The following is a 22,402-nucleotide window of genomic DNA, read 5'->3' as shown; positions in this document are numbered from 1 at the left end:
ATACCCCGCTGCACCGCCATACCCCGCTGCGCCGCCATACCCCACCGTGCCCGCTACGCCCCGCTCCCCGCCGGGTGGACGGGCGGACGGGCGGACGGGCAACGCGGGCCCGCTGCCCGCCCGCGGGCTTCGTCGTCCTGCTCCCGCGCCGCCCGTGGCGCACCCCTCCCCGGGCGTCGGAGGATCCCTCCCCGGCCTCAGCGCACCGGAGCCCCTGGGCCCAGGGGGATCCCGAGCAGCCACCAGACGAAGAACAGCGCCGTCCAGGCGACCAGCATCGCCATCGCCACCGGGAGCGTGCAGGAGACGAGCGTGCCGATGCCCGCGCTCTTCTTGCGGGTCTGGAGGAAACCGACCGTCAGCATGAACGTGGTGCTCATCGGCGTGATCGAGTTCGTACAGGAGTCGGCTATCCGATAGAGCGCCATCGTCGTCGCCGGATTGATGTCCAGCAGCATCAGCATCGGCACCAGGACCGGCGCGACCAGGGCCCACAGCGCCTGGCCGCTGGTGATGAGCAGGTTCATGCACGCGACGGCGACGATGAGGACCGCGAAGAGGACGAGGGTCGGCGCGCCCAGGCCGCGGATGGCGTCCGCGCCCGTCACCGCGACCCAGGTCCCGATGTTCGTCCACTTGAAGAGCGCCACGAACTGCGAGACCGCGAAGAAGATCACCAGCAGCGGCGCGATGGAGCGCAGCCCGTCCGCCATGAAGGCCGGCACGTCGTGGTCGGAGACGATCGCGCGGGTGAGCCTGCCGTACAGCACCCCGATGACGAGGAAGAACACCGCGAGGAAGATCGCGATGTTGTCGAAGAGCGGGGATTCGATGATCCCGCCGTCCTCGGCCCGCAGCGGCGAGCCGCCGGGGACCGTGGCGAGGGCGACCAGGGCCCAGTAGCCCAGCGCGGCCCAGCCCGTCACCCGCAGCGCGCGGGTCTCGCGGGGGCCGGGTGCCGGGCGGGCGGTGTCGTCCGTCGCGGCCTCGGGGCCGTGCCGCAGCGTTCCGGGCTCGTGAGGCCGCGCCTCGGGAGTGTCGGGCAGCGCCTCGGGCTCGTCGGGCAGCAGGGTGTGCTCGCGCCGGGCCAGTACCCGTTCGACCACGAAGGTGATGACCAAGGCGAGGACGAGCGCCGACACGGTCGTGAAGTACATGTTGTCCGTCGGACGCACGACCGCGTGCGGCGAGACCGTCTGCGCCGCCTCGGTCGCCATCGCCGCGAACGCCGCGTCGCCCGGCGCGATCAGCGGATTGGCGTCACCGGCCGCGTTGATGGAGACGAAGGCCACGATCATGCCGAGGAGCGGCGAGCGGCCCACCGTTCGGAAGGCGATCGCGCCGAGCGGTATCAGGATGATGTACGCCGAGTCGGAGAGGAACTTCGACAGCGCGCCCGCGAGCGCCACGGCCAGCACCACGTACTTGCCGGGCACCCGGGCCAGGGACTTGCGCGCCAGCGTCTCGAAGAAGCCCGCGCGCTCGGCGACGGCGACGCCCAGCATGACGATCGTGACGGTCCCGAGCGGACCGAAGGTCACGAAGTTCTCCTCGATCATCGAGAGGAACTCGCGGGACCCCGGCACGGAGAGCACCGTCCGCACGGCGACCCGCTCGCCGGTCCCGGGGTCCGTGACCTGGAGCCCGCCCGACGCCATCGCCCAGCTCGCCACCGCCGTGACCGCGAAGAGGATCCAGAAGAGCCAGAAGGGGTGCGGCAACCGGTTTCCGGTGCGCTCGATCACGCCCAGGAATCTGATGAGTCTCGGCGGTACGGGGTCGACGGCTGTGGTGTCCACGGCTGCCATGGGTCCCTCCTTCTGCGGTGCGACTGCTGTGGACGGACGCCTCGTCGACGGGGCGGCCGAGCCGGTGACGGTCTGTGGTGCGGTGACCTTACGAGCAGCCGGGAGAAGTCTGACCAGGGTTACCTGGGGCGCGGTAATCGGGGCCCGGCGGGGCCGCCGGGGCCGCAGTCTCGGCGTATACCGCCGCGCCTCACGCGGCGGCGCCCGGTCACGCGGCGCCCTTCGGCGCCCGTGGCTCACCTCGCACCACGGGAGTCCTCTTGTCCGCTGCCGCCCCCACGCCGCAGTCCCCGCAGTCCCCACACCCAGCGCGGTCCCCGCTGCCCCCACAGCCCGCGCAGCCTGCGCTGTCCCCACAGCCCGCGCCGTCCGTGCGGGGGCTCGCTTCGGAGATCGCCGCGCTGCGCCCGCGCATGGAGCGCGTCAGCCGCGCGATCCACGCCAGACCGGAGCTGAAGTTCGAAGAGGTGCACGCCCAGGAGGTACTGACCGGCTGGCTGGCCGAGACCGGCTTCACGGTGACGGCCGGGGCCGGCGGGATCGGTACGGCGTTCGTGGCGGTCCACGAGGGGAGCGCGCCCGGACCGTACGTCGCCGTGCTCGCCGAGTACGACGCCCTGCCCGGCATCGGCCACGGCTGCGGCCACAACCTGATCGCGGCGGGCGGCGCGGCGGCCGCGATCGCCGCCGTACGCGCGCTGCCCGGCCACCCCGGGACCATCGCCGTGATCGGCACCCCGGGCGAGGAGATGGGCGGCGCGGGGAAGATCAAGCTGGCCGACGCGGGGGTCTTCGACGGCGTGGACGCGGCCGTGATGTTCCACCCGGCGGACCGCTCCCTGACCACCCGGCACGGTCTGGCGGCGGCGCATCTGCGGGTCGCTTTCAGCGGCGTCGGCGCGCACGCCGCCAAGTCCCCGTGGGAGGGCAGGAGCGCGCTGGCGGGCGCGCAGCTCTTCCTCAACGCGCTCGACGCCATGCGGCAGTTCATGCCGCCCACCGCGCGGATCCACGGGATCATCACCGACGGCGGCCAGGCCCCGAATGTGGTCCCGGCCCATGCCGCGGTGGATCTGTATGTGCGGGACCGTACGGCGGAGTCCGCCGAGGCGCTGGTCGCCCGGGTCCGCAAGGCGGCGCAGGGGGCGGCCCTGGCCACCGAGACCGAGGCCGAGGTGTCCGAGACGGGCCCGATGTACGCCGACCGCCGGAACAACACCGTGCTCGCCGAACGTTTCGGCGAGACGGTACGGGCGCTCGGCCTGGACATCGTGCCGGGAGATCCGGCCACCCCCGCGGGCTCCTCGGACATCGGCAACCTCTCACAGCTGCTGCCGGTCATCCATCCGTACGTCCAGATCGCCGAGACGGGCACGCCGAGCCACTCGGAGGCGATGCGCGAGGCCGCGGCGACGGCGCACGCGCACGACCGTACGGCGATCGCGGCGACGGGACTTGCCCGGGTGGTGTGCGACCTCGTCGGCGACCCGGCGTTCCTGGCGGCGGCGCGGGCGGAGTTCGCGGGCGCGTCCGGGGGAGCGTGCGAGGGGCCCGTCCGTACGTAAACTCCCCGTATGTCGGTCGTCATCGTCCTGGAGGGGGCCGGACCCGGCTCCTTCACGGTGGCGGTGTCCCCGCTCGCGGAACTCTCCGCCTGTCTGCACGCGCTGACCGAGACCGCCCACCACCCGGAGCTGCGGGACTGGGGGCGCGCGGTCACCGCGAACGCGTCGGCGGAACTGCGGGCCGGGCTGCGCCGGTTCTCGCCGCTCTGGTCGGCGCTGCGCTGGCGCGGTTTCTATCCCGGGCTCGACGGTACGAGACCCGCGGGCCCCGGCTCCGGCTCCGGCTCCGGCCCCACCTCAGGCCCTGCCCCCGGCCCCGGCGCTGGTCAGGGCTCCGGCGTGGGTCAGGGCTCCGCCCTGGAGGAGCAGCTCCGTACCGTCGCGCGCCTGCCGATCGACCGGTTCGCCGAACTGACCGCCTTCGCCTGTGTCAACGGTTACACCCGCTTCGACTTCTCCCGGCTGCTGCGCTCCGCCGCTCAGCGGGCGGCGCTCGAACACGCCGCCACCGCGCTGTCCGCCGGACGGCGGGAGCTCGCCGCGCAGCTGCTGCGCGACCCCGAGACCTGCCGCGCCGACCTGCTCGCCTTCCTCGACCGCTGCCGGTCGGAGTTCTTCGCGGAAGTGTGGGCCGGGGCCGAGCCCGAACTCACCCGCTCCGCGCTCGCGGTACGCGGACGCCTGGCATCGGGCGCGGGACGGGCCGTCGGCGGCGGCAGCGGAAACAGCCGCCTCCTGAGCGCCGCCCACGCCACTAACCCCACCCACACCACCCACGCCACTCGCACCACCGAAGACCTGGCCGAGGCCCTCGCCTCGCTCAGCCCCGACTCCTCCCGCCTCGGCGCCCCGCCGCGCGTCGTCTTCGACAAGCTGCACCACTCGGTGATCACCCCGGCCCGCACCCCGGTCGTCCTCGTACCCACCCGCTACAACGCGCCGCATCTGGTGGTCAAGAACGAGCCCGGCCTGCCGCCCGTACTGCACTACCCCGTGGACGCCCCCGAGGTCGGCGTCACGCTCGCCCGCAGCCGGATGCTCGCGCTGACCGACCCGCACCGGGTCCGGCTGTGCCGATTGATCGCCAGGGAGCCGATGACCACCCTGGACCTGGCGGCGAGACTCTCCATGACCCAGCCCCAGGTCTCCCGCCATCTGCGGGCGCTGCGCGATCTCGGCCTGGTCAGAGCGGAGCGCAGCGGCCGGTTCGTGCATTACCGTCTCGATCTCGCGGCGGTCGAGCGCATCGGCCAGGACGTCGTGAGAGCGCTCCAGCACTGAGACCGAGGAGGCAGCCAGATGGACGGTACGGACGGTACGGACGCCACGGACCGTACGAACCGCCGGCCGATGGATCTCACGGCGTACGAGGAACGGACCAGGAGCGGCCCCTGCTTCGTCTGCGCGTTCCTCGCCGGGGACCCCGCGTTCCGGCACGAAACGGTGTACGAGGACGAGGACCATGTCGCCTTCCTCGACCGCTACCCCACCCTGCCGGGGAAGCTCCTGGTCGCGCCGAAGGCCCACGTCGAACAGGTCGTCGGCGACTTGGACGAGACCGCGTACATCCGGCTGATGCTGTTCGTACGGACGGTCGCGCTGGCGATGGAGGACGTCCTGGCGCCCGAGCGCACGTATCTGCTCTCACTGGGGAGCGGGCAGGGCAACGCGCATCTGCACTGGCACATCGCCGGGCTGCCGCCGGGGGTGCCGTACGAGCGGCAGCAGTACCACGCGCTCATGGCCGAGAACGGCGTACTGACCGCGTCCCCCGAGCAGAACGCGGCCCTGGCCGAGCGGTTGCGCCACGCGGTGCGGGAAAGGCTGGGGCATGGACCTCGATGACCTCCGGCGCCGCGCCCCGCGCACGAACCGGCCGGTCGCTCAGCGGGCCCGGCCGTCCGCCCCCGCCCCCATTACCGCTTCCGCCCCGGCTACACCGCGTCGTTCGGACGGGACATCCGGAGCGCCAGCTCCCGCAGCAGATCCTCCGAGGTGATGTCCGTACGGCCGCTGTCGTGGACCTCGGCCAGTTGCGCGAAGACATACGTGAACGCGCCGATCAGCTGCATCATCGGCGGCAGCGCCGCCGCGGTCACCGCGTGCGCCGCTTCGAGCGGGGTGGACTCCGGTGAGACCGTGAAGGAGGGGAAGACCTCGGCGAGCAGCGATCCGATCTGCCCCTCGCCCGAGCCCCGCTCGGGCGAGGAGCCCTCCGCGCCGGTGCCCCCGCCCGCCTGCCCGCCCGCCTGCCCGTCCGTCTCCCCGCCCGCGTCCCGGTTGGCGGTCCGGATCCACTCCGCGGACTGCGTGAGAATGCCGATGGCCCTGAGAACGACTTCGCTCTGCTCCATACCCCGAGCCTATGGGGGCGCACCGCGGTCCGTGGCCGGTCCACGGCTCTTCATGGCGCGGTCAAGACGAGGTCAAGGCGCGGGCGCCCGCTCGGGCGCCGTGCTCGCGTCGCCCGCGCGAGGTGGAAGTGGGCAAAACCCGGACGCGACACCGGGTTCGGACCTACCCTCAAGTGGTGTCGGGCGAGTCCGGCCGGGTGCTTGTTGTCGATGACAACAGGGTCATCAGGCAGTTGATCAGGGTCAATCTCGAACTAGAGGGGTTCGAGGTCGTGACCGCGGCCGATGGTGCCGAGTGCCTGGAAGTGGTCCACGATGTGATGCCCGACGCCATCACCCTCGATGTGGTGATGCCCCGCCTCGACGGTGTCCGTACCGCCCAGCGGCTGCGTGCCGACCCCCGCACCAGCGATCTGCCGGTCGCGATCATCAGTGCCTGTACGCAGTACGAGGTGGAGTCCGGCATAGCCGCCGGAGTGGACGCCTTCCTCGCCAAGCCCTTCGAGCCGGCCGAGCTGGTCCGGCTCGTACGGCGGCTGACGCACCGAGAGGGCCCGCCGCCCCTGGACGGCAGACACGGCGCCGGGCGGGCCGGAAGCGCCCGCGGCTGACCGCATCGCGAAACCGGTTCGCGAAGAGGCCCCCCTCCTCCCCTACGCTTGTCCCGTGACCCCCGCCGAGCTCTCCCGAACCGTACGGCGCGCCGTGTGCCGCGCGGTCGAGGACGACGCCCTTCCCGGGCCCGTGCCCGAACGGGTCACGGTCGAACGGCCCCGGCCCGGCGGCCGGGGGGACTACGCCAGCAACATCGCGCTGAAGCTCGCGGGCCCGGCCGGGCGCCCGCCCCGGGAGATCGCCGAGATCGTACGCGCGCACATCCTGCGCTCCGTGACCAGCTCCCTGACCGCCTCCGCGACCGCCTCCGAGGCCGGTTCCCCGACCACCTCCCCGACCGACGCGGCGCCCGGCACCAGCACCAGCCCCGGCATCGACCGCATCGAGATCACCGGCCCCGGCTTCCTGAACTTCACCCTGGCCCGCGACACCCGCACCGAACTGGTCCGTACGATCCTGCGCGAGGGACCGCGCTACGGGCACGGCGACGCGCTCGCCGGTACGACCGTGGCCCTCGCCGCCTCCGACGAGCCGCGGGCCGCCCTCTGGACCGACACGGTCGTGGGGCTGCTCCGCAGCCAGGGCGCGCGGGCGGAGGTCGTGCCCGAAACGGACGGAGCCGACGGAGCGGGCGGAGCGTACGAGAGGCCGCGTCCGCTTCCCGCCCCCGCGGGCGACGATCTCTTCGCCCGGCTGGGCCCCGACGCGGCCCGCTGGGGGCTGCTGCGGCCCGCCGCCCACGACCGCCCGTACACCGGCGCCGAGTTGCTCGTACAGCGCGAGAGCAACCCCCTCTTCCGGGTGCGGTACGCGTACGCCCGTACGCGCGCCCTCGCACGCAACGCGGCGGAACTCGGCATCCCCCCCGACCCGGCCCCCGCCCAGGCCCTCGCCGGCACCCCCGACGGCACCCCCGGGGCCACCGGCCACGACAGTGCCACCGCGCTCCTCCTCACCGCCCTCGGCGACCACCCCGCCGTCCTCGAAGCCGCCGCCCGGCTGCGCGCGCCCGACCGGCTCGCCCGCCATCTCGAACACACCGCGGACGCGTTCCTGCGCTTCCAGGAGAGCTGCCGCCCGCTGCCCCTCGGTGACGAGAAACCCTCGGCCGCCCACCGCTCCCGGCTCGCGCTCGCCGACGCCGCCGGGGCCGTGCTGGCCGGCGGCCTGTCCCTGCTCGGCATCGATGCCCCCGCGTACCTCTGAAGAGATCCAAGAGAGCCAAGAACATGAGCCGTTCCGCACACCCCGCAGGCCCCCGTCACGCGGATGTCCTCCCCGAGGGGCACTACACCGCGCCCGCCGCCGACCTCAACGTCCTCGACGAGAAGGTCTGGTCGCGAACCGTCCGCAGGAACGAGGACGGGGTGGCGACCGTCGCGGGGATCGAAGTGACGCGGCTCGCCGAGGAGTTCGGCACCCCCGCGTACTTCCTCGACGAGGCGGACTTCCGTGCCCGCTGCCGCGCCTGGGCCGACGCCTTCGGCAAGGACGCCGACGTGTTCTACGCGGGCAAGGCGTTCCTCTCCCGGGCCGTCGTCCGCTGGCTCGACGAAGAGGGCCTCAACCTCGATGTCTGCTCCGGCGGTGAACTCGCCACCGCGCTCGCGGCCGGTATGCCCGCCGAGCGGATCGCCTTCCACGGCAACAACAAGTCCGTCCAGGAGATCGAGCGTGCCGTCTCCGTCGGCGTCGGCCGTATCGTCCTCGACTCCTTCCAGGAGATCGTGCAGGTCGCCCATGTCGCGCAGCGCCTCGGCAGGCGCCAGCCCGTCCAGATCCGGGTCACGGTCGGCGTCGAGGCGCATACGCACGAGTTCATCGCCACCGCGCACGAGGACCAGAAGTTCGGGGTCGCCCTCGCCGGCGGCCAGGCCGCCGAGGCCGTCAGGCGGGCCCTCAAGCTCGACGGGCTCGAACTGATCGGCATCCACTCCCACATCGGCTCGCAGATCTTCGACATGGCCGGCTTCGAGGTCTCCGCCCGCCGCGTCGTCCAGCTGCTCGCCGAGGTACGCGACGAGCACGGCGTGGAGCTGCCCGAGATCGATCTCGGCGGCGGCCTCGGAATCGCGTACACCTCCGAGGACGATCCGCGCGAGCCGCACGACATCGCGAAGGCCCTCAACGACATCGTCACCCGTGAGTGTGAGTCCGCCGGGCTGCGCACCCCGCGGATCTCCGTCGAACCGGGGCGCGCGATCGTGGGTCCCACGGCCTTCACCCTGTACGAGGTCGGCACCATCAAGCCGCTCGAAGGGCTTCGTACGTATGTCAGTGTGGACGGTGGCATGTCCGACAACATCCGTACGGCCCTGTACGACGCCGAGTACAGCGTGGCGCTCGTCTCCCGCCGCTCCGACGCCGAGGCGATGCTGACACGCGTCGTCGGCAAGCACTGCGAGAGCGGCGACATCGTCGTACGGGACGCGTTCCTGCCCGCCGACCTGGCGCCCGGCGACCTGATCGCCGTGCCCGCCACCGGCGCGTACTGCCGCTCGATGGCGAGCAATTACAACCACGCGCTGCGACCGCCCGTGGTCGCCGTCAGGGACGGCGAGGCCCGGGTGATCGTCCGGCGTGAGACGGAGGAAGATCTTCTGCGTCTCGATGTCGGTCACTGAAATACATGTCTCGCAATCTGGACGAGGCACAGAAACTCCCGTCCGGTGAGTGAGACTGGTTCGGATTCCTGCTCTAAACAGCTGTGATGGATGAAAGGCGTAAGTCGGATGATGCGTACGCGTCCGCTGAAGGTGGCGCTGCTGGGCTGTGGTGTGGTCGGCTCAGAGGTGGCGCGCATCATGACGACGCACGCCGACGACCTCGAAGCGCGGATCGGCGCCCCGGTCGAGCTGACCGGGGTGGCCGTCCGGCGCCCCTCCAAGGTGCGTGAGGGCATCGACCCCGCACTGATCACCACCGACGCGACCGCGCTGGTCAAGCGCGGCGACATAGATGTGGTGGTCGAGGTCATCGGCGGGATCGAGCCCGCCCGTACGCTCATCACCACCGCGTTCGAGCACGGCGCCTCCGTCGTCTCCGCCAACAAGGCGCTGCTGGCCGAGGACGGCGCGACGCTCTACGCGGCGGCCGAGCGCCACGGCCGGGACCTGTACTTCGAGGCGGCCGTCGCCGGGGCCATCCCGCTGATCAGGCCGCTGCGCGAGTCCCTCGCCGGGGACAAGGTGAACCGGGTCCTCGGCATCGTCAACGGCACCACCAACTTCATCCTCGACCGGATGGACACCGCCGGCTCCGGCTACTCCGAGGCGCTCGACGAGGCCACCGCCCTCGGCTACGCGGAAGCCGATCCGACCGCGGACGTCGAGGGCTTCGACGCCGCCGCCAAGGCCGCGATCCTCGCCGGGATCGCCTTCCACACCCGGGTACGCCTCGACGACGTACACCGCGAGGGCATCACGGAGGTCACCTCCGCCGATCTCGCCTCGGCGAAACGCATGGGCTGCACCGTCAAACTCCTCGCCATCTGCGAGCGCGCCGCCGACGGCCGGTCCGTCACCGCGCGGGTCCACCCGGCGATGATCCCGCTCAGCCATCCGCTCGCCTCCGTGCGCGAGGCGTACAACGCGGTCTTCGTCGAGGCCGAGGCGGCCGGACAGCTGATGTTCTACGGCCCCGGCGCGGGCGGCTCCCCGACGGCCTCCGCCGTGCTCGGCGACCTCGTCGCCGTCTGCCGCAACAAGCTCAACGAGGCCACGGGCCCCGGCGAGTCGGCGTACACGCAACTGCCCGTGAGCTCCATGGGCGAGGTCGTGACGCGCTACCACATCAGCCTCGACGTGGCCGACAAACCGGGCGTACTCGCCCAGGTCGCGACGGTCTTCGCCGAGCACGGCGTATCGATCGACACCGTACGTCAGAAAGGCCGACAGGACGGCGGCGGCGAGGCCGCCCTCGTCGTCGTCACCCACCGCGCGCCGGACGCCGCCCTCTCAGGGACCGTCGAAGCGCTGCGGAAGCTCGACACCGTGCGCGGTGTCGCCAGCATCATGCGTGTTGAAGGGGAGTAAGGGACCCATGACCAGCATCGGCACCCGCCAGGGCACCCACCAGTGGCGCGGCATCATCGAGGAGTACCGGGACCGCCTCCCGGTGACGGAGAAGACGCAGGTCGTCACCCTTCGTGAGGGTGGTACGCCGCTCGTCCCCGCGCAGGTGCTGTCCGAGCGCACGGGGTGTGAGGTTCATCTCAAGGTCGAGGGCGCGAACCCCACCGGGTCCTTCAAGGACCGTGGCATGACCATGGCCATCACCCGGGCCAAGGAGGAGGGCGCCCAGGCGGTCATCTGCGCCTCCACCGGCAACACCTCGGCCTCGGCCGCCGCCTACGCGGTACGCGCCGGAATGGTCTGCGCCGTGCTCGTGCCCCAGGGGAAGATCGCCCTGGGCAAGATGGGCCAGGCGCTGGTCCACGGCGCGCGCATCCTCCAGGTCGAGGGCAACTTCGACGACTGTCTGACGCTGGCGCGCTCGCTGTCCGACAACTTCCCGGTGGCGCTGGTCAATTCGGTCAATCCGGTCCGTATCGAGGGCCAGAAGACCGCCGCCTTCGAAATCGTGGACGCGCTGGGCGACGCCCCCGACATCCATGTGCTGCCCGTCGGGAACGCCGGCAACATCACGGCGTACTGGAAGGGGTACACCCAGTACGCCGCCGACGGCCCCGCCGCGAACACCCCGCGTATGTGGGGCTACCAGGCGTCCGGCTCCGCGCCGATCGTGCGCGGCGAGATCGTCAAGGACCCGCACACCGTCGCCACCGCGATCCGGATCGGCAACCCCGCGTCCTGGCAGTACGCGCTGGCGGCCCGTGACGAGTCCGGCGGCTTCATCGACGAGGTGACGGACCGGCAGATCCTGGCCGCCTACCGGCTGTTGGCCTCCCAGGAGGGCGTCTTCGTCGAGCCCGCCTCGGCCGCCTCGGTGGCCGGTCTGCTCAAGGCCGCGGAGGAGGGCAAGGTCGATCCCGGCCAGCGCATCGTCTGCACCGTCACCGGAAACGGTCTCAAGGACCCGGACTGGGCGGTCGCGGGAGCACCGCAGCCGGTCACCGTGCCGGTGGACGCCGTCGCGGCGGCGCAGCGCCTGGGCCTGGCATAACGGACTGGCATAGGCGCCCGGCACGGTAACGGTCCGGGGAGCCGGCCATGGCGTCGGCGCACAGGAGCCATGCGACACGCATCGTGCGCCTCCTGTGCGCCCTATGTCGCCATGGAACCTTCCTTCGATAGGCTGTACCCAACCCGCCCCGCCGCATATGCCGCGGTGTTGCCCCTGTGGCCCTCGGGTGTTCCGTATGTCCTCGAACGTCTCGCAGCCGCCTCTGTCTCGCAGCCGAATCCCGCAGTCCCGCAAGTCACCACCTCTGTAGTCCTGTCGTCCCGCAGCCACAAGGAGAGTCGTCAGAGCGATGGCCGGTCCCGCGTTCCGCGCCGCCGCCGTACGGGTGCGCACCCCCGCCACCAGCGCCAATCTCGGTCCGGGCTTCGACGCCTTCGGCCTGTCGCTGGGGCTCTACGACGACGTGGTCGTCCGCGTCGCCGACTCCGGCCTGCACGTCGACATCGCGGGTGAGGGCGCCGAGACGCTTCCCCGTGACGAAACTCATCTGCTCGTACGGTCCCTGCGTACGGCCTTCGAACTGCTCGGCGGGCAGCCGCGCGGCCTGGAGGTCGTCTGCGCCAACCGCATCCCGCACGGCCGCGGCCTGGGCTCCTCGTCCGCCGCGATCTGCGCCGGGATCGTGGCGGCCCGCGCGGTGACCATAGGCGGCGACGCCCGGCTCGACGACGCGGCACTGCTCGAACTGGCCACCGAGATCGAGGGCCACCCCGACAATGTCGCCGCCTGCCTGCTCGGCGGATTCACGGTGGCCTGGATGGACGGCGGAGCGGCGCGCGCCATCAGGATGAAGCCCGCCGATTCCATCGTTCCGGTGGTTTTCGTGCCCAGCAGCCCGGTTCTCACCGAGACCGCGCGCGGCCTGCTGCCGCGCACCGTCCCCCATGTGGACGCGGCGGTCAACGCCGGCCGCGCGGCCCTGCTCGTCGAGGCGCTGACCAGGCGCCCCGAGCTGCTGCTGCCGGCCACCGAGGACCGGCTCCACCAGGACTACCGGACACCGGCGATGCCGCAGAGCGTCGCGCTTGTCAACCGACTGCGCGCGGACGGCGTCCCGGCGGTCATCTCCGGCGCGGGCCCCACGGTCCTCGCGCTGGTCGAGGACGGTGCGGCCGACAAGGTCGCACGGCTGGCGGGCGAGGGGTGGGCGGCCAATCGGCTCTCCCTCGACGCCGCGGGGACGAGCGTTCTGCCGCTCGGCTCGTAGCCACAGGAGATTGCCGGTGAGTGAGAGGGGGAATGTTTGTTGGAGCCGGTAGTGTTAACCTCAAGTCTGCTACCGACGTCTTTGCGGCGCGGTGCTTCGTGTCCCGCTTCGGGACCACCCTTCTTCCGGGAGCCTCCCCAACTGCCTGAGCAGCCTGCCTGAGCAGTTTTGAGCACGCACCGGAACCGGCACGACACCCCCCGTTTTTCCCAGCGGTGGGCCGAGCAGGGGGACCTCGGGCCGGACCCATTGCACGTACGCACGTTTGCAGATCTCTCCGCCATACCCGGCGGGACCACCGCCCCGGCACGGTCCACAAGACAGGACCGCAGTCGGACAGCACAACCGGTCGCCGAGCCAGAAGGCCGACGTCCGCTCCAGGGAAGGACCCTTCGTGAGCGACACCACCGATCTGATGGGCGTGACTGCCGACAGCACTGTCGACACGACCGCGCCCGCCGAAGGTGCTGCCACTGGCACCACCGCACGGCGCCGCCGCTCCGGCACCGGCCTCGAGGGCATGGTCCTGGCCGAGCTGCAGCAGGTCGCGTCAGGCCTCGGCATCAGGGGCACCGCGCGGATGCGCAAGAGCCAGCTGATCGAGGTCATCAAGGAGGCGCAGGCCGGGGGCTCGTCCGCCGCCAAGAGCGCCGACTCCGGCAGCGCAGACGCCGAGACCAAGCCGAAGCGGCGCGCGACCTCCAAGGCCCGTACGGGCGAGGCCGCCGAGGAGAAGTCCGGCAAGGCAGAGAAGACCGTGGCCCAGCAGCAGATCGACATCCCCGGTCAGCCCGCCAGTGACGACCAGCCCACGGGCGAGCGCCGCCGTCGCAGGGCCACCGCGCAGGCGGGAAGCCCCGAGACCGCCACGGACGCCAGGGCCGAGGCCCCGGCCGACGTGAAGGTCGAGGCCCAGCCCGACGCCAAGGCCGAGGCGGCCGTCTCCGCGTCCGCCGGCGGCTCGGCGCAGGCCGAGACCGACGGCCGGCGCGGCGAGCGCCAGGACCGCGGCCAGCGCGGCGACCGTGACCGCGGCGAGCGCGGCGACCGCCGTGACCGCCAGCGCGACCGCCGGGGCAAGGGCGACGACCAGCAGGGCGGCCAGGGCGGTCAGCAGCAGGGCGGTGGCCGCCAGCAGCGCGACAACCGCGGCGGCGGCCAGGGCCAGAGCCAGGGCGGCGGCCAGAACACCGGCCCGCAGGACGACTTCGACGACGAGGCGGGCGGCCGTCGCGGCCGTCGCGGGCGCTACCGCGACCGCCGGGGCCGCCGTGGCCGCGACGAGTTCGGGCCCGGCGAGCCGCAGGTCGCCGACGACGATGTGCTGATCCCCGTCGCGGGCATCCTCGACATCCTCGACAACTACGCGTTCATCAGGACCTCCGGCTACCTGCCCGGTCCGAACGACGTGTACGTCTCGCTCGCCCAGGTCCGCAAGAACGGCCTGCGCAAGGGTGACCATGTCACCGGCGCGGTGCGCCAGCCCAAGGAAGGCGAGCGCCGCGAGAAGTTCAACGCGCTGGTCCGCCTCGACTCCGTCAACGGCATGGCGCCCGAAACCGGCCGCGGCCGACCGGAGTTCCAGAAGCTGACGCCGCTCTACCCGCAGGACCGGCTCCGGCTGGAGACCGACCCGGGTGTGCTGACGACGCGGATCATCGACCTGGTCGCCCCCATCGGCAAGGGCCAGCGCGGTCTGATCGTGGCCCCGCCGAAGACCGGTAAGACCATGATCCTCCAGGCCATCGCCAACGCGATCACGGTCAACAGCCCCGAGTGCCATCTGATGGTCGTCCTCGTCGACGAGCGGCCCGAAGAGGTCACCGACATGCAGCGGTCGGTCAAGGGCGAGGTCATCTCCTCGACCTTCGACCGCCCGGCCGAGGACCACACCACGGTCGCCGAGCTGGCCATCGAGCGCGCCAAGCGTCTCGTCGAGCTGGGTCACGACGTGGTCGTCCTGCTGGACTCCATCACCCGTCTGGGCCGTGCGTACAACCTCGCGGCTCCCGCCTCCGGACGCATCCTGTCCGGTGGTGTCGACTCGACCGCGCTCTACCCGCCGAAGCGCTTCTTCGGCGCGGCGCGCAACATCGAGGACGGCGGTTCGCTGACCATCCTGGCCACCGCGCTGGTCGAGACCGGCTCGCGCATGGACGAGGTGATCTTCGAGGAGTTCAAGGGCACCGGCAACATGGAGCTCAAGCTCGACCGGAAGCTCTCCGACAAGCGCATCTTCCCGGCGGTGGACGTGGACGCGTCCAGCACCCGTAAGGAAGAGATCCTGCTCGGCAGCGACGAGCTCGCCGTCGTCTGGAAGCTGCGCCGGGTGCTGCACGCCCTCGACCAGCAGCAGGCGATCGAGCTGCTGCTGGACAAGATGAAGCAGACGAAGTCGAACGCGGAGTTCCTGCTCCAGATCCAGAAGACGACGCCGGGCCCCGGAAACGGCAACGGCAACGACTGACGGGCACCGACCGACGGGAACCGACCGACCTGGCCGGAACAGATCCGACCAGGTCGGATGGACACGGAAACCGCCCTCTCGCTCCGGCGAGGGGGCGGTTTTCCGTCTCCGGGCCCCGGCTTTCGCCGGTGACGGCCGCCGGAGACCTTCGCCACAGCCCCTGGACCGGCCCTGGCCCGCCCGTGAGCGGCCCCGTACGCCGAAGACGCAGGTGACCACGGGTGCCGCCACCCGGTCGGCGCAGCGCCCCGGCAGGCGCCGCCGCCCGTTCCACCGGGCCGGCCACAGCATGCTGTGCAACCCTTCTTGGTGCTTCACTGTCTGTACAAGTGGCGACGAAACGTCCCACATCGCACGGCGGGAGGTCACGGAACCGGCACGACGGACAGAGGGAGACCATGACCGACCGGAGCGACAGCCGAATACGTGGCGGCGGCAAGCGCCGCAAGACCTCGGGCAAGCGCCGGCGCACGACCGCCATCGTGGCGTGGTCGGCGGCGGGGCTGGTCCTCCTCGGCGGATCCGGGCTCGGTTACGTCTACTACAAGCTCAACGGCAACCTCCTGGGCGTCGACATCAACGCCCAGCTCGGCCGCGACCGCCCGGCCGACGCCGACAACGGCTCCCAGGACATCCTCGTCCTCGGCTCGGACTCCCGGTCCGGCGCGAACGCCGCGTACGGCACCGACGGCGGCGGCGCCCGCTCCGACACCGCGATGATCGTCCACGTCTACAAGGGCCACAAGACGGCCAGCGTCGTCTCCATACCGCGGGACACCCTGATCGACCGCCCCGAGTGCACCGACTCCAAGGGCGCCGCCGTGCCCGCCGCGCCGATGGCCATGTTCAACACGGCGTACGAGGTCGGCGGCCCCGCCTGCGCCGTGAAGACCGTCGAGAAGATGTCCGGCATCCGCATGGACCACTACATCGAGGTCGACTTCACCGGCTTCAAGAAGCTCGTCGACCAGCTCGGCGGCGTGAAGATCACCACCACGCAGGCCATCGACGACCCCAAGAGCCATCTGAAGCTGGCGCCCGGCACCCACACCCTCGACGGTGAGCAGTCCCTCGGTCTCGTACGGACCCGCCACAGCGTCGGCGACGGCAGCGACCTGGGGCGCATAGAGCTCCAGCAGGCGTTCATCAAGGCGCTGATCGAGCAGGTCAAGAGCATCGGCGTGTTCAGCAACCCGAAGAAGCTCTACGACCTCGCCGACACCGCCACCCGCGCGATCACCCCCGACACCCAGCTCGATTCGGTCGACGAACTGATCGGATTCGCCGACGGGCTCAAGGACCTCGGGGCCAAGGACGTCAAGATGATCACGCTCCCGGTCCAGTACGACCCCGCCGACCCGAACCGCGTACTGCCCCTCCAGGCCCCCTCCCGGTTGGTCTGGACGGCGCTCAGGCAGGACAAGCCCATCCCCGCCTCCGCGACCAAGGACTCCGCGGGCGACCAGGGCGACGCGAACGGCGTGGTCAGGAACGGCTGACCGGCCCCGCGCCACCCGGCCGGCACCGGCTTTCCACGGGTGTGCGGCGGAATCCGGAATACTTTCCGCCGCACCCCGGTTTTGGGAGATACGGCCGGTCCTGGCAGACTGGTACGTCGGTCCCGGTTCACGCACGCGCACTCCGCACGTGCGACCCGGCGCCATCCCCGCCTCCGCGCGGGGATGTTCCCTAGGAGAACCCCTTGAAGCGCGACATCCACCCCGCGTACGTCGAGACCCAGGTCAGCTGCACCTGCGGTGCGTCGTTCACCACCCGGAGCACCATCGAGTCCGGCACCATCCGTGCCGACCTCTGCTCCGAGTGCCACCCGTTCTACACGGGCAAGCAGAAGATCCTCGACACCGGTGGCCGCGTGGCCCGCTTCGAGGCCCGCTTCGGCAAGGCCGCCGCCTCCGCCAAGAAGTAGCGAGCACCCCGCGCCGGTCCTCGGCGCCCCGCATCCGGGGCGCCGAGACCGGCGCTTTGGCGTCCCGAAGCACCTTACGTACGAAACCAGGAGCCCCCGATGTTCGAGGCGGTCGAGGAACTGATCGGCGAGCACGCCGATCTGGAGAAGAAGCTCGCCGACCCGTCGGTCCACGCGGACCAGGGACACGCGCGCAAGCTCAACAAGCGTTACGCCGAACTCACCCCGATCATCGGCACCTACCGCTCCTGGAAGCAGACCGGCGAGGACATCGTGACCGCCCGCGAGTTCGTGGCCGACGATCCCGATTTCGCCGCCGAGGTCAAGGAACTGGAGAAGCAGCGCGACGAGCTGACCGAGAAGCTCCGCCTGCTGCTCGTACCGCGCGACCCCAGCGACGACAAGGACGTCATCCTCGAGGTCAAGGCCGGCGCGGGCGGCGACGAGTCCGCGCTCTTCGCCGGCGACCTGCTGCGCATGTACCTGCGGTACGCGGAGCGCGTCGGCTGGAAGACCGAGATCATCGACGCCACCGAATCCGAGCTGGGCGGCTACAAGGACGTCCAGGTCGCGGTGAAGACCAAGGGCGGCAACGGCGCCACCGAGCCGGGACAGGGCGTCTGGGCGCGGCTGAAGTACGAGGGCGGGGTGCACCGCGTCCAGCGCGTGCCGTCCACCGAGTCGCAGGGCCGTATCCACACCTCCGCCGCCGGTGTGCTCGTCACGCCCGAGGCCGAGGAGGTCGACGTCGAGATCCACGCGAACGATCTGCGGATCGACGTCTACCGCTCCTCGGGACCCGGCGGCCAGTCCGTCAACACCACCGACTCCGCCGTACGCATCACCCATCTGCCGACCGGAGTCGTCGCCTCCTGCCAGAACGAGAAGAGCCAGCTCCAGAACAAGGAGCAGGCACTGCGTATCCTTCGCTCGCGGCTTCTCGCGGCCGCGCAGGAGGAGGCGGAGAAGAACGCGGCGGACGCCCGGCGCAGCCAGGTGCGGACGGTCGACAGGTCCGAGAAGATCCGGACGTACAACTTCCCGGAAAACCGGATCTCCGACCACCGCGTCGGGTTCAAGGCGTACAACTTGGACCAGGTGCTCGACGGAGACCTGGACGCGGTCATCCAGGCCTGTGTCGACGCCGACTCCGCAGCGAAGCTCGCCGCCGCCCAGTAACCACTCTCGCAGTCCGGAGGAACCAGCGTGCAGCCACTTCCCGGTGGGCACAGCGACCCTCAGCGGCTCCGTCGCGGGCCCGCCGGCCGCGGCAGCCTGCTGCTCGCCGAGGTGGCGCAGGCCACCCAGCGGCTGGCGGACGCGGGCGTCCCCTCGCCGCGCTTCGACGCGGAGGAACTCGCCGCGTACGTGCACGGCGTCAAGCGGGGGGAGCTGCACCACGTCAAGGACCCGGACTTCGACGCACGCTACTGGGAGGCCGTGGCCCGCCGTGAGGCCCGCGAGCCCCTCCAGCACATCACCGGACGCGCCTTCTTCCGCTATCTGGAACTCCAGGTGGGCCCCGGCGTGTTCGTGCCGCGCCCGGAGACCGAGTCGGTCGTCGGCTGGGCGATAGACGCCGTACGCGCCATGGACGTCGTCGAGCCGCTGATCGTCGACCTGTGCTCGGGCTCCGGCGCCATCGCGCTCGCCATGGCGCAGGAGGTGCCGCGCTCGCGCGTACACGCCGTGGAACTGTCCGAGCAGGCCCTCACCTGGACGCGGAAGAACGCGGAGGGGTCCAGGGTCACCGTCCACCGGGGAGACGCTCTGAGCGCCCTTCCCGAGTTCGACGGCCAGGTCGACCTGGTCATCTCCAACCCGCCGTACATCCCGCTGACCGAGTGGGAGTACGTCGCCCCCGAGGCCCGTGACCACGATCCGGAGATGGCCCTCTTCTCCGGCGAGGACGGCCTCGACACGATCCGCGGCATCGAACGCACCGCGCACCGGCTGCTGCGGCCCGGCGGCCTGGTCGTCGTCGAACACGCGGACACCCAGGGCGGTCAGGTGCCGTGGATCTTCAGCGAGGAATCCGGCTGGGCGGACGCCGCCGACCACCCCGATCTGAACAAGCGACCGCGCTTCGCGACAGCCCGTAAGGCCATGCCGTGACAGCGCCGGCCACACCGGGCGCCGCACGGACAGCCGCCGCGAGCGCCGCACGGACAGCCACACCGGGCGCCGCACGGGCGGCCGTCCCGGCGGCGAACCGGGCATCACACCACCGGGCATCACACCAGAGGAGGGCCGGCTAAATGGCACGGCGATACGACTGCAACGACGCGACCGACCGTACGACGGGTCTGCGCGAGGCCGCGTCGGCCGTCCGCCGTGGTGAACTGGTCGTGCTGCCCACCGACACCGTCTACGGGATCGGCGCGGACGCCTTCAGCTCCGAGGCCGTCGTCGATCTGCTGGAGGCCAAGGGGCGCGGCCGCAATATGCCCACCCCTGTCCTGATCGGCTCCCCGAACACCCTGCACGGCCTCGTCACCGACTTCTCCGAGCAGGCCTGGGAACTGGTCGACGCGTTCTGGCCCGGCGCCCTCACCCTCGTCGCCAAGCACCAGCCGTCCCTCCAGTGGGACCTCGGCGACACCCGCGGCACCGTCGCCATCCGGATGCCGCTCCACCCCGTCGCCATCGAACTGCTCACCGAGGTCGGCCCGATGGCCGTCTCCAGCGCCAACCTCACGGGACACCCGGCTCCCGAGGACTGCGACGCCGCACAGGAGATGCTCGGCGACGCCGTCTCCGTCTATCTCGACGGCGGCCCGACACCCGGCAACGTCCCCTCCTCGATCGTCGACGTCACCGGCAAGGTCCCGGTGCTGCTGCGGGCCGGCGCCCTCGACGCGGAGGAGCTCCGCAAGGTGGTACCCGACCTTGAGGTGGCCAATTGACCGCCCCTGAGGGGCGTGGCATAGCGGAGACCGCATTCACCGGCAACACCTTCCGCATCCTCCACGTCAGCACCGGCAACGTCTGCCGCTCGCCCATCACCGAGCGGCTGAACAGGCATGCCCTGACCGTCCGCCTCGGCGAGCGGCTCACCGGCGGCCTGATCGTGGAGAGCGCGGGCACCTGGGGGCACGAGGGCGCCGCCATGGAGGCCAACGCCGAAGCCGTACTGGCCGACTTCGGCGCGGACGCCTCCGGTTTCGTCGGCCGCGAACTGCTCGACGAACACGTCATCCGCGCCGACCTGGTCCTCACCGCGACCCGCGACCACCGCGCCCAGGTGATCTCCATGGGGCACTCCGCGGGACTGCGCACCTTCACGCTCAAGGAGTTCACCCGGCTGGTGCGCGCCATAGACCCGGCGACGCTGCCGGACCCCCTCGACGAGGGGGTCGTCGAACGCGCCCGCGCGCTGGTCCGCGCGGCGGCGGCGCTCCGCGGCTGGCTGCTGGCGCCCACGGCGGAGGCGGACGAGGTCTACGACCCGTACGGCGCGCCCATCACGTTCTTCCGCTCGATCGGCGAGGAGATCCACCAGGCGCTGGACCCGGTCGTGACGGCACTGACGGGAGTCCCGGCGCGGCCGCCTCTTCTTTGAGGGCTCGGTTCGCCTCCGGGGCGCTTTGAGCCAACGTCGACGGTCGACCGTGCTCGATTCGCTCGTTCCTCACGAACCTCCGCGCGCTCTCCCTTACGACGTCGGCGCGCCCCTTCGGCTCACTCGCCGGCGGTCGTGCGTAGCCGGAACGTATGGGCACCCGGGACACTCGGGGCACCGCGCGTCACCCGTCCGTGGGCACCGGGAACGGATCGGTACCCGGGACACCGCGCGTCACCCGTCCGTGGGCACCGGGAACGGACCGGTACCCGGGACACCGCGCGTCACCCGTCTGTGGGCGGCCGGAACGGATCGGTACCCGGGGCACCCGCGTCACCCGTCGCGCATCAGAGGGTCCGCCCGCCTACATTGGAAGGCACGCACCCCCTCCGAGGTCCGGAGCCCGCCATGGCCGTCGTCACCGCCCCCCGAACGACAGCGCCGGACGTCCTGCGGCGGCAGGACCCCGAGATGGCCGAGGTGATCCTCGGGGAGGCGCGACGGCAGGCGGACAGCCTTCAGCTCATCGCCGCGGAGAACTTCACCTCACCCGCCGTCCTCGCCGCCCTCGGCTCCCCGCTCGCCAACAAGTACGCCGAGGGCTATCCCGGCGCCCGCCACCACGGCGGCTGTGAGCTGGTCGACGCCGCCGAGCGGATCGCCGTCGCGCGGGCCAAGGCGCTCTTCGGGGCCGAGCACGCCAACGTACAGCCGCACTCCGGCTCCTCCGCCGTCCTCGCCACGTACGCCGCCCTGCTGCGGCCGGGAGACACCGTGCTGGCCATGGGGCTGCCGTACGGCGGCCATCTCACCCATGGCGCGCCCGTGAACTTCTCCGGACGCTGGTTCGACTTCGTCGGGTACGGCGTCGACGCGGAGAGCGGGATCATCGACTACGCGCAGGTGCACCAGCTGGCGCGGACGCACCGGCCCAAGGCCATCGTCTGCGGGTCGATCTCCTATCCCCGCCATATCGACTACGCCACGTTCCGTGAGATCGCCGACGACGTCGGCGCGTATCTGATCGCGGACGCCGCCCATCCGATCGGGCTGGTCGCCGGGGGAGCGGCGCCCAATCCCGTGCCGTACGCCGATGTCGTGTGCGCGACGACGCACAAGGTGCTGCGCGGGCCGCGCGGCGGAATGATCCTGTGCGGTGAGGAGTACGCGGAGCGCGTCGACCGGGCGGTGTTCCCGTTCACGCAGGGCGGCGCGCAGATGCACACCATCGCCGCCAAGGGGGTCGCCTTCGGAGAGGCGTCGGCGCCCGCGTTCACGGCGTACGCGCACCGGGTCGTCGCCAACGCACGTGCGCTGGCCGAGGCGTTGGCCACGGAGGGTCTCCTCATCACCACGGGCGGTACCGACACGCATCTGATCACCGCCGACCCGTCGCCCCTGGGAGTGGACGGCAGAGCGGCCCGCGGTCGGCTGGCCGCCGCCGGTGTGGTGCTGGACACCTGCGCGCTGCCCCACGCGGACGGGCGGGGCATCCGGCTGGGCACCGCCGCCGTGACCACGCAGGGCATGGGAGAGGCGGAAATGCGCCGGATCGCGGCCCTCTTCGCCGCGGCGCTGGGTGAGGATGTTGCGAAGACGCGGGGGATCCGCGGTGAAGTGCGGAGTCTGACCGGGCGTTTTCCGCCGTATGCAACCCTTTCCTGAATGAAACATCCGGGGGCGGGAAGCCGTGCAACCATCTCGTCCCGTGCGTTGTCCTCGCTCATAAGGCGACTCGGTTTCCATCGGCGG

General features: G+C 71.5%; 19 protein-coding genes. 17 read left to right on the top strand and 2 right to left on the bottom strand.

Annotation, left to right across the window (positions count from 1 at the left end):
- Positions 1-197: 197 nt before the first annotated feature.
- Entirely contained in the window at positions 198-1,808 is a 1,611-nt protein-coding gene (locus ACIOGX_RS30865; protein WP_401917902.1) for an AbgT family transporter, read from the bottom strand.
- Between the two features lie 371 nt (positions 1,809-2,179).
- Here ACIOGX_RS30865 and ACIOGX_RS30860 point away from each other — a divergent pair, with 371 nt between their 5' ends.
- Genes ACIOGX_RS30860 through ACIOGX_RS30850 form a run of 3 tightly spaced genes read left to right on the top strand, consistent with a single transcriptional unit; the run spans position 2,180 to position 5,218 of the window.
- A complete protein-coding gene (locus ACIOGX_RS30860) occupies positions 2,180-3,373 on the top strand; it encodes a M20 family metallopeptidase (protein WP_401917900.1) in 1,194 nt (397 codons plus the stop codon).
- Positions 3,374-3,382: 9 nt separating this feature from the next.
- Positions 3,383-4,654 (top strand): DUF5937 family protein, encoded by a 1,272-nt coding sequence (locus ACIOGX_RS30855; protein WP_401917898.1) that lies wholly within the window; start codon positions 3,383-3,385, stop codon positions 4,652-4,654.
- Between the two features lie 18 nt (positions 4,655-4,672).
- Entirely contained in the window at positions 4,673-5,218 is a 546-nt protein-coding gene (locus ACIOGX_RS30850; protein WP_356512142.1) for an HIT family protein, read from the top strand.
- Positions 5,219-5,307: 89 nt separating this feature from the next.
- Here ACIOGX_RS30850 and ACIOGX_RS30845 read toward each other — a convergent pair whose 3' ends face one another.
- Positions 5,308-5,727: a hypothetical protein gene (locus ACIOGX_RS30845; RefSeq protein WP_129768983.1), complete on the bottom strand. Its 420-nt coding sequence runs from the start codon at positions 5,725-5,727 to the stop codon at positions 5,308-5,310.
- 128 nt (positions 5,728-5,855) lie between these two features.
- Here ACIOGX_RS30845 and ACIOGX_RS30840 point away from each other — a divergent pair, with 128 nt between their 5' ends.
- From ACIOGX_RS30840 to glyA, 14 genes are all read left to right on the top strand, one after another.
- Positions 5,856-6,338, top strand: coding sequence for a response regulator (locus tag ACIOGX_RS30840; RefSeq protein ID WP_356512140.1), 483 nt, complete (start codon positions 5,856-5,858; stop codon positions 6,336-6,338).
- 55 nt (positions 6,339-6,393) lie between these two features.
- Entirely contained in the window at positions 6,394-7,548 is a 1,155-nt protein-coding gene (gene nrtL, locus ACIOGX_RS30835; RefSeq protein WP_401917895.1) for an ArgS-related anticodon-binding protein NrtL, read from the top strand.
- Positions 7,549-7,571: 23 nt separating this feature from the next.
- The gene (lysA, locus tag ACIOGX_RS30830; RefSeq protein ID WP_401917893.1) at positions 7,572-8,966 is read left to right on the top strand and encodes a diaminopimelate decarboxylase; all 1,395 of its coding nucleotides are present in this window, start codon (positions 7,572-7,574) and stop codon (positions 8,964-8,966) included.
- Between the two features lie 108 nt (positions 8,967-9,074).
- Positions 9,075-10,376, top strand: a complete 1,302-nt coding sequence (locus ACIOGX_RS30825; protein ID WP_356512134.1) for a homoserine dehydrogenase — start codon at positions 9,075-9,077, stop codon at positions 10,374-10,376.
- A gap of 7 nt (positions 10,377-10,383) precedes the next feature.
- Positions 10,384-11,466: a threonine synthase gene (gene thrC, locus ACIOGX_RS30820; protein WP_129771282.1), complete on the top strand. Its 1,083-nt coding sequence runs from the start codon at positions 10,384-10,386 to the stop codon at positions 11,464-11,466.
- A gap of 310 nt (positions 11,467-11,776) precedes the next feature.
- Positions 11,777-12,694 carry a homoserine kinase gene (gene thrB / locus ACIOGX_RS30815; RefSeq protein WP_129771283.1) on the top strand — a complete coding sequence of 306 codons (918 nt, stop codon included), beginning with the start codon at positions 11,777-11,779 and terminating at the stop codon, positions 12,692-12,694.
- Positions 12,695-13,088: 394 nt separating this feature from the next.
- Complete coding sequence (rho, locus tag ACIOGX_RS30810; RefSeq protein WP_384772638.1) at positions 13,089-15,161, top strand: transcription termination factor Rho; 2,073 nt, start codon at positions 13,089-13,091, stop codon at positions 15,159-15,161.
- Positions 15,162-15,559: 398 nt separating this feature from the next.
- Positions 15,560-16,660 carry an LCP family protein gene (locus ACIOGX_RS30805; protein ID WP_401761053.1) on the top strand — a complete coding sequence of 367 codons (1,101 nt, stop codon included), beginning with the start codon at positions 15,560-15,562 and terminating at the stop codon, positions 16,658-16,660.
- Positions 16,661-16,863: 203 nt separating this feature from the next.
- Positions 16,864-17,088 carry a 50S ribosomal protein L31 gene (gene rpmE, locus ACIOGX_RS30800; protein WP_066950131.1) on the top strand — a complete coding sequence of 75 codons (225 nt, stop codon included), beginning with the start codon at positions 16,864-16,866 and terminating at the stop codon, positions 17,086-17,088.
- 99 nt (positions 17,089-17,187) lie between these two features.
- The gene (prfA, locus tag ACIOGX_RS30795; RefSeq protein ID WP_356512126.1) at positions 17,188-18,267 is read left to right on the top strand and encodes a peptide chain release factor 1; all 1,080 of its coding nucleotides are present in this window, start codon (positions 17,188-17,190) and stop codon (positions 18,265-18,267) included.
- A 96-nt stretch (positions 18,268-18,363) separates the two neighbouring features.
- Complete coding sequence (prmC, locus tag ACIOGX_RS30790; protein WP_193564082.1) at positions 18,364-19,203, top strand: peptide chain release factor N(5)-glutamine methyltransferase; 840 nt, start codon at positions 18,364-18,366, stop codon at positions 19,201-19,203.
- Positions 19,204-19,346: 143 nt separating this feature from the next.
- Entirely contained in the window at positions 19,347-19,994 is a 648-nt protein-coding gene (locus tag ACIOGX_RS30785; RefSeq protein ID WP_356512124.1) for an L-threonylcarbamoyladenylate synthase, read from the top strand.
- On the top strand, positions 19,991-20,650 hold the full coding sequence (locus ACIOGX_RS30780) for a protein-tyrosine-phosphatase (protein ID WP_401917889.1): 660 nt from the start codon (positions 19,991-19,993) through the stop codon (positions 20,648-20,650). Before ACIOGX_RS30785 ends, ACIOGX_RS30780 begins: the two co-directional genes overlap by 4 nt.
- Positions 20,651-21,058: 408 nt before the next feature.
- Positions 21,059-22,315: a serine hydroxymethyltransferase gene (glyA, locus tag ACIOGX_RS30775; RefSeq protein ID WP_356512120.1), complete on the top strand. Its 1,257-nt coding sequence runs from the start codon at positions 21,059-21,061 to the stop codon at positions 22,313-22,315.
- Positions 22,316-22,402: the final 87 nt, after the last annotated feature.

Origin of the sequence: Streptomyces sp. NPDC088147, assembly GCF_044741565.1 — a bacterium.
Taxonomy (GTDB): domain Bacteria; phylum Actinomycetota; class Actinomycetes; order Streptomycetales; family Streptomycetaceae; genus Streptomyces.
The sequence above is the reverse complement of the archived record's forward strand: the minus strand, read 5'-3'. Positions and strand labels throughout refer to the sequence as shown.

Coding starts and splice junctions, on each gene's coding strand:
- ACIOGX_RS30865 (WP_401917902.1), bottom strand. CDS start 1,808: ATGGCAGCCGTGGACACCACAGCCGTCGACCCCGTACCGCCGAGACTC.
- ACIOGX_RS30855 (WP_401917898.1), top strand. CDS start 3,383: ATGTCGGTCGTCATCGTCCTGGAGGGGGCCGGACCCGGCTCCTTCACG.
- ACIOGX_RS30850 (WP_356512142.1), top strand. CDS start 4,673: ATGGACGGTACGGACGGTACGGACGCCACGGACCGTACGAACCGCCGG.
- ACIOGX_RS30845 (WP_129768983.1), bottom strand. CDS start 5,727: ATGGAGCAGAGCGAAGTCGTTCTCAGGGCCATCGGCATTCTCACGCAG.
- lysA (WP_401917893.1), top strand. CDS start 7,572: ATGAGCCGTTCCGCACACCCCGCAGGCCCCCGTCACGCGGATGTCCTC.
- ACIOGX_RS30825 (WP_356512134.1), top strand. CDS start 9,075: ATGATGCGTACGCGTCCGCTGAAGGTGGCGCTGCTGGGCTGTGGTGTG.
- thrC (WP_129771282.1), top strand. CDS start 10,384: ATGACCAGCATCGGCACCCGCCAGGGCACCCACCAGTGGCGCGGCATC.
- thrB (WP_129771283.1), top strand. CDS start 11,777: ATGGCCGGTCCCGCGTTCCGCGCCGCCGCCGTACGGGTGCGCACCCCC.
- ACIOGX_RS30805 (WP_401761053.1), top strand. CDS start 15,560: ATGACCGACCGGAGCGACAGCCGAATACGTGGCGGCGGCAAGCGCCGC.
- prfA (WP_356512126.1), top strand. CDS start 17,188: ATGTTCGAGGCGGTCGAGGAACTGATCGGCGAGCACGCCGATCTGGAG.
- ACIOGX_RS30785 (WP_356512124.1), top strand. CDS start 19,347: ATGGCACGGCGATACGACTGCAACGACGCGACCGACCGTACGACGGGT.
- glyA (WP_356512120.1), top strand. CDS start 21,059: ATGGCCGTCGTCACCGCCCCCCGAACGACAGCGCCGGACGTCCTGCGG.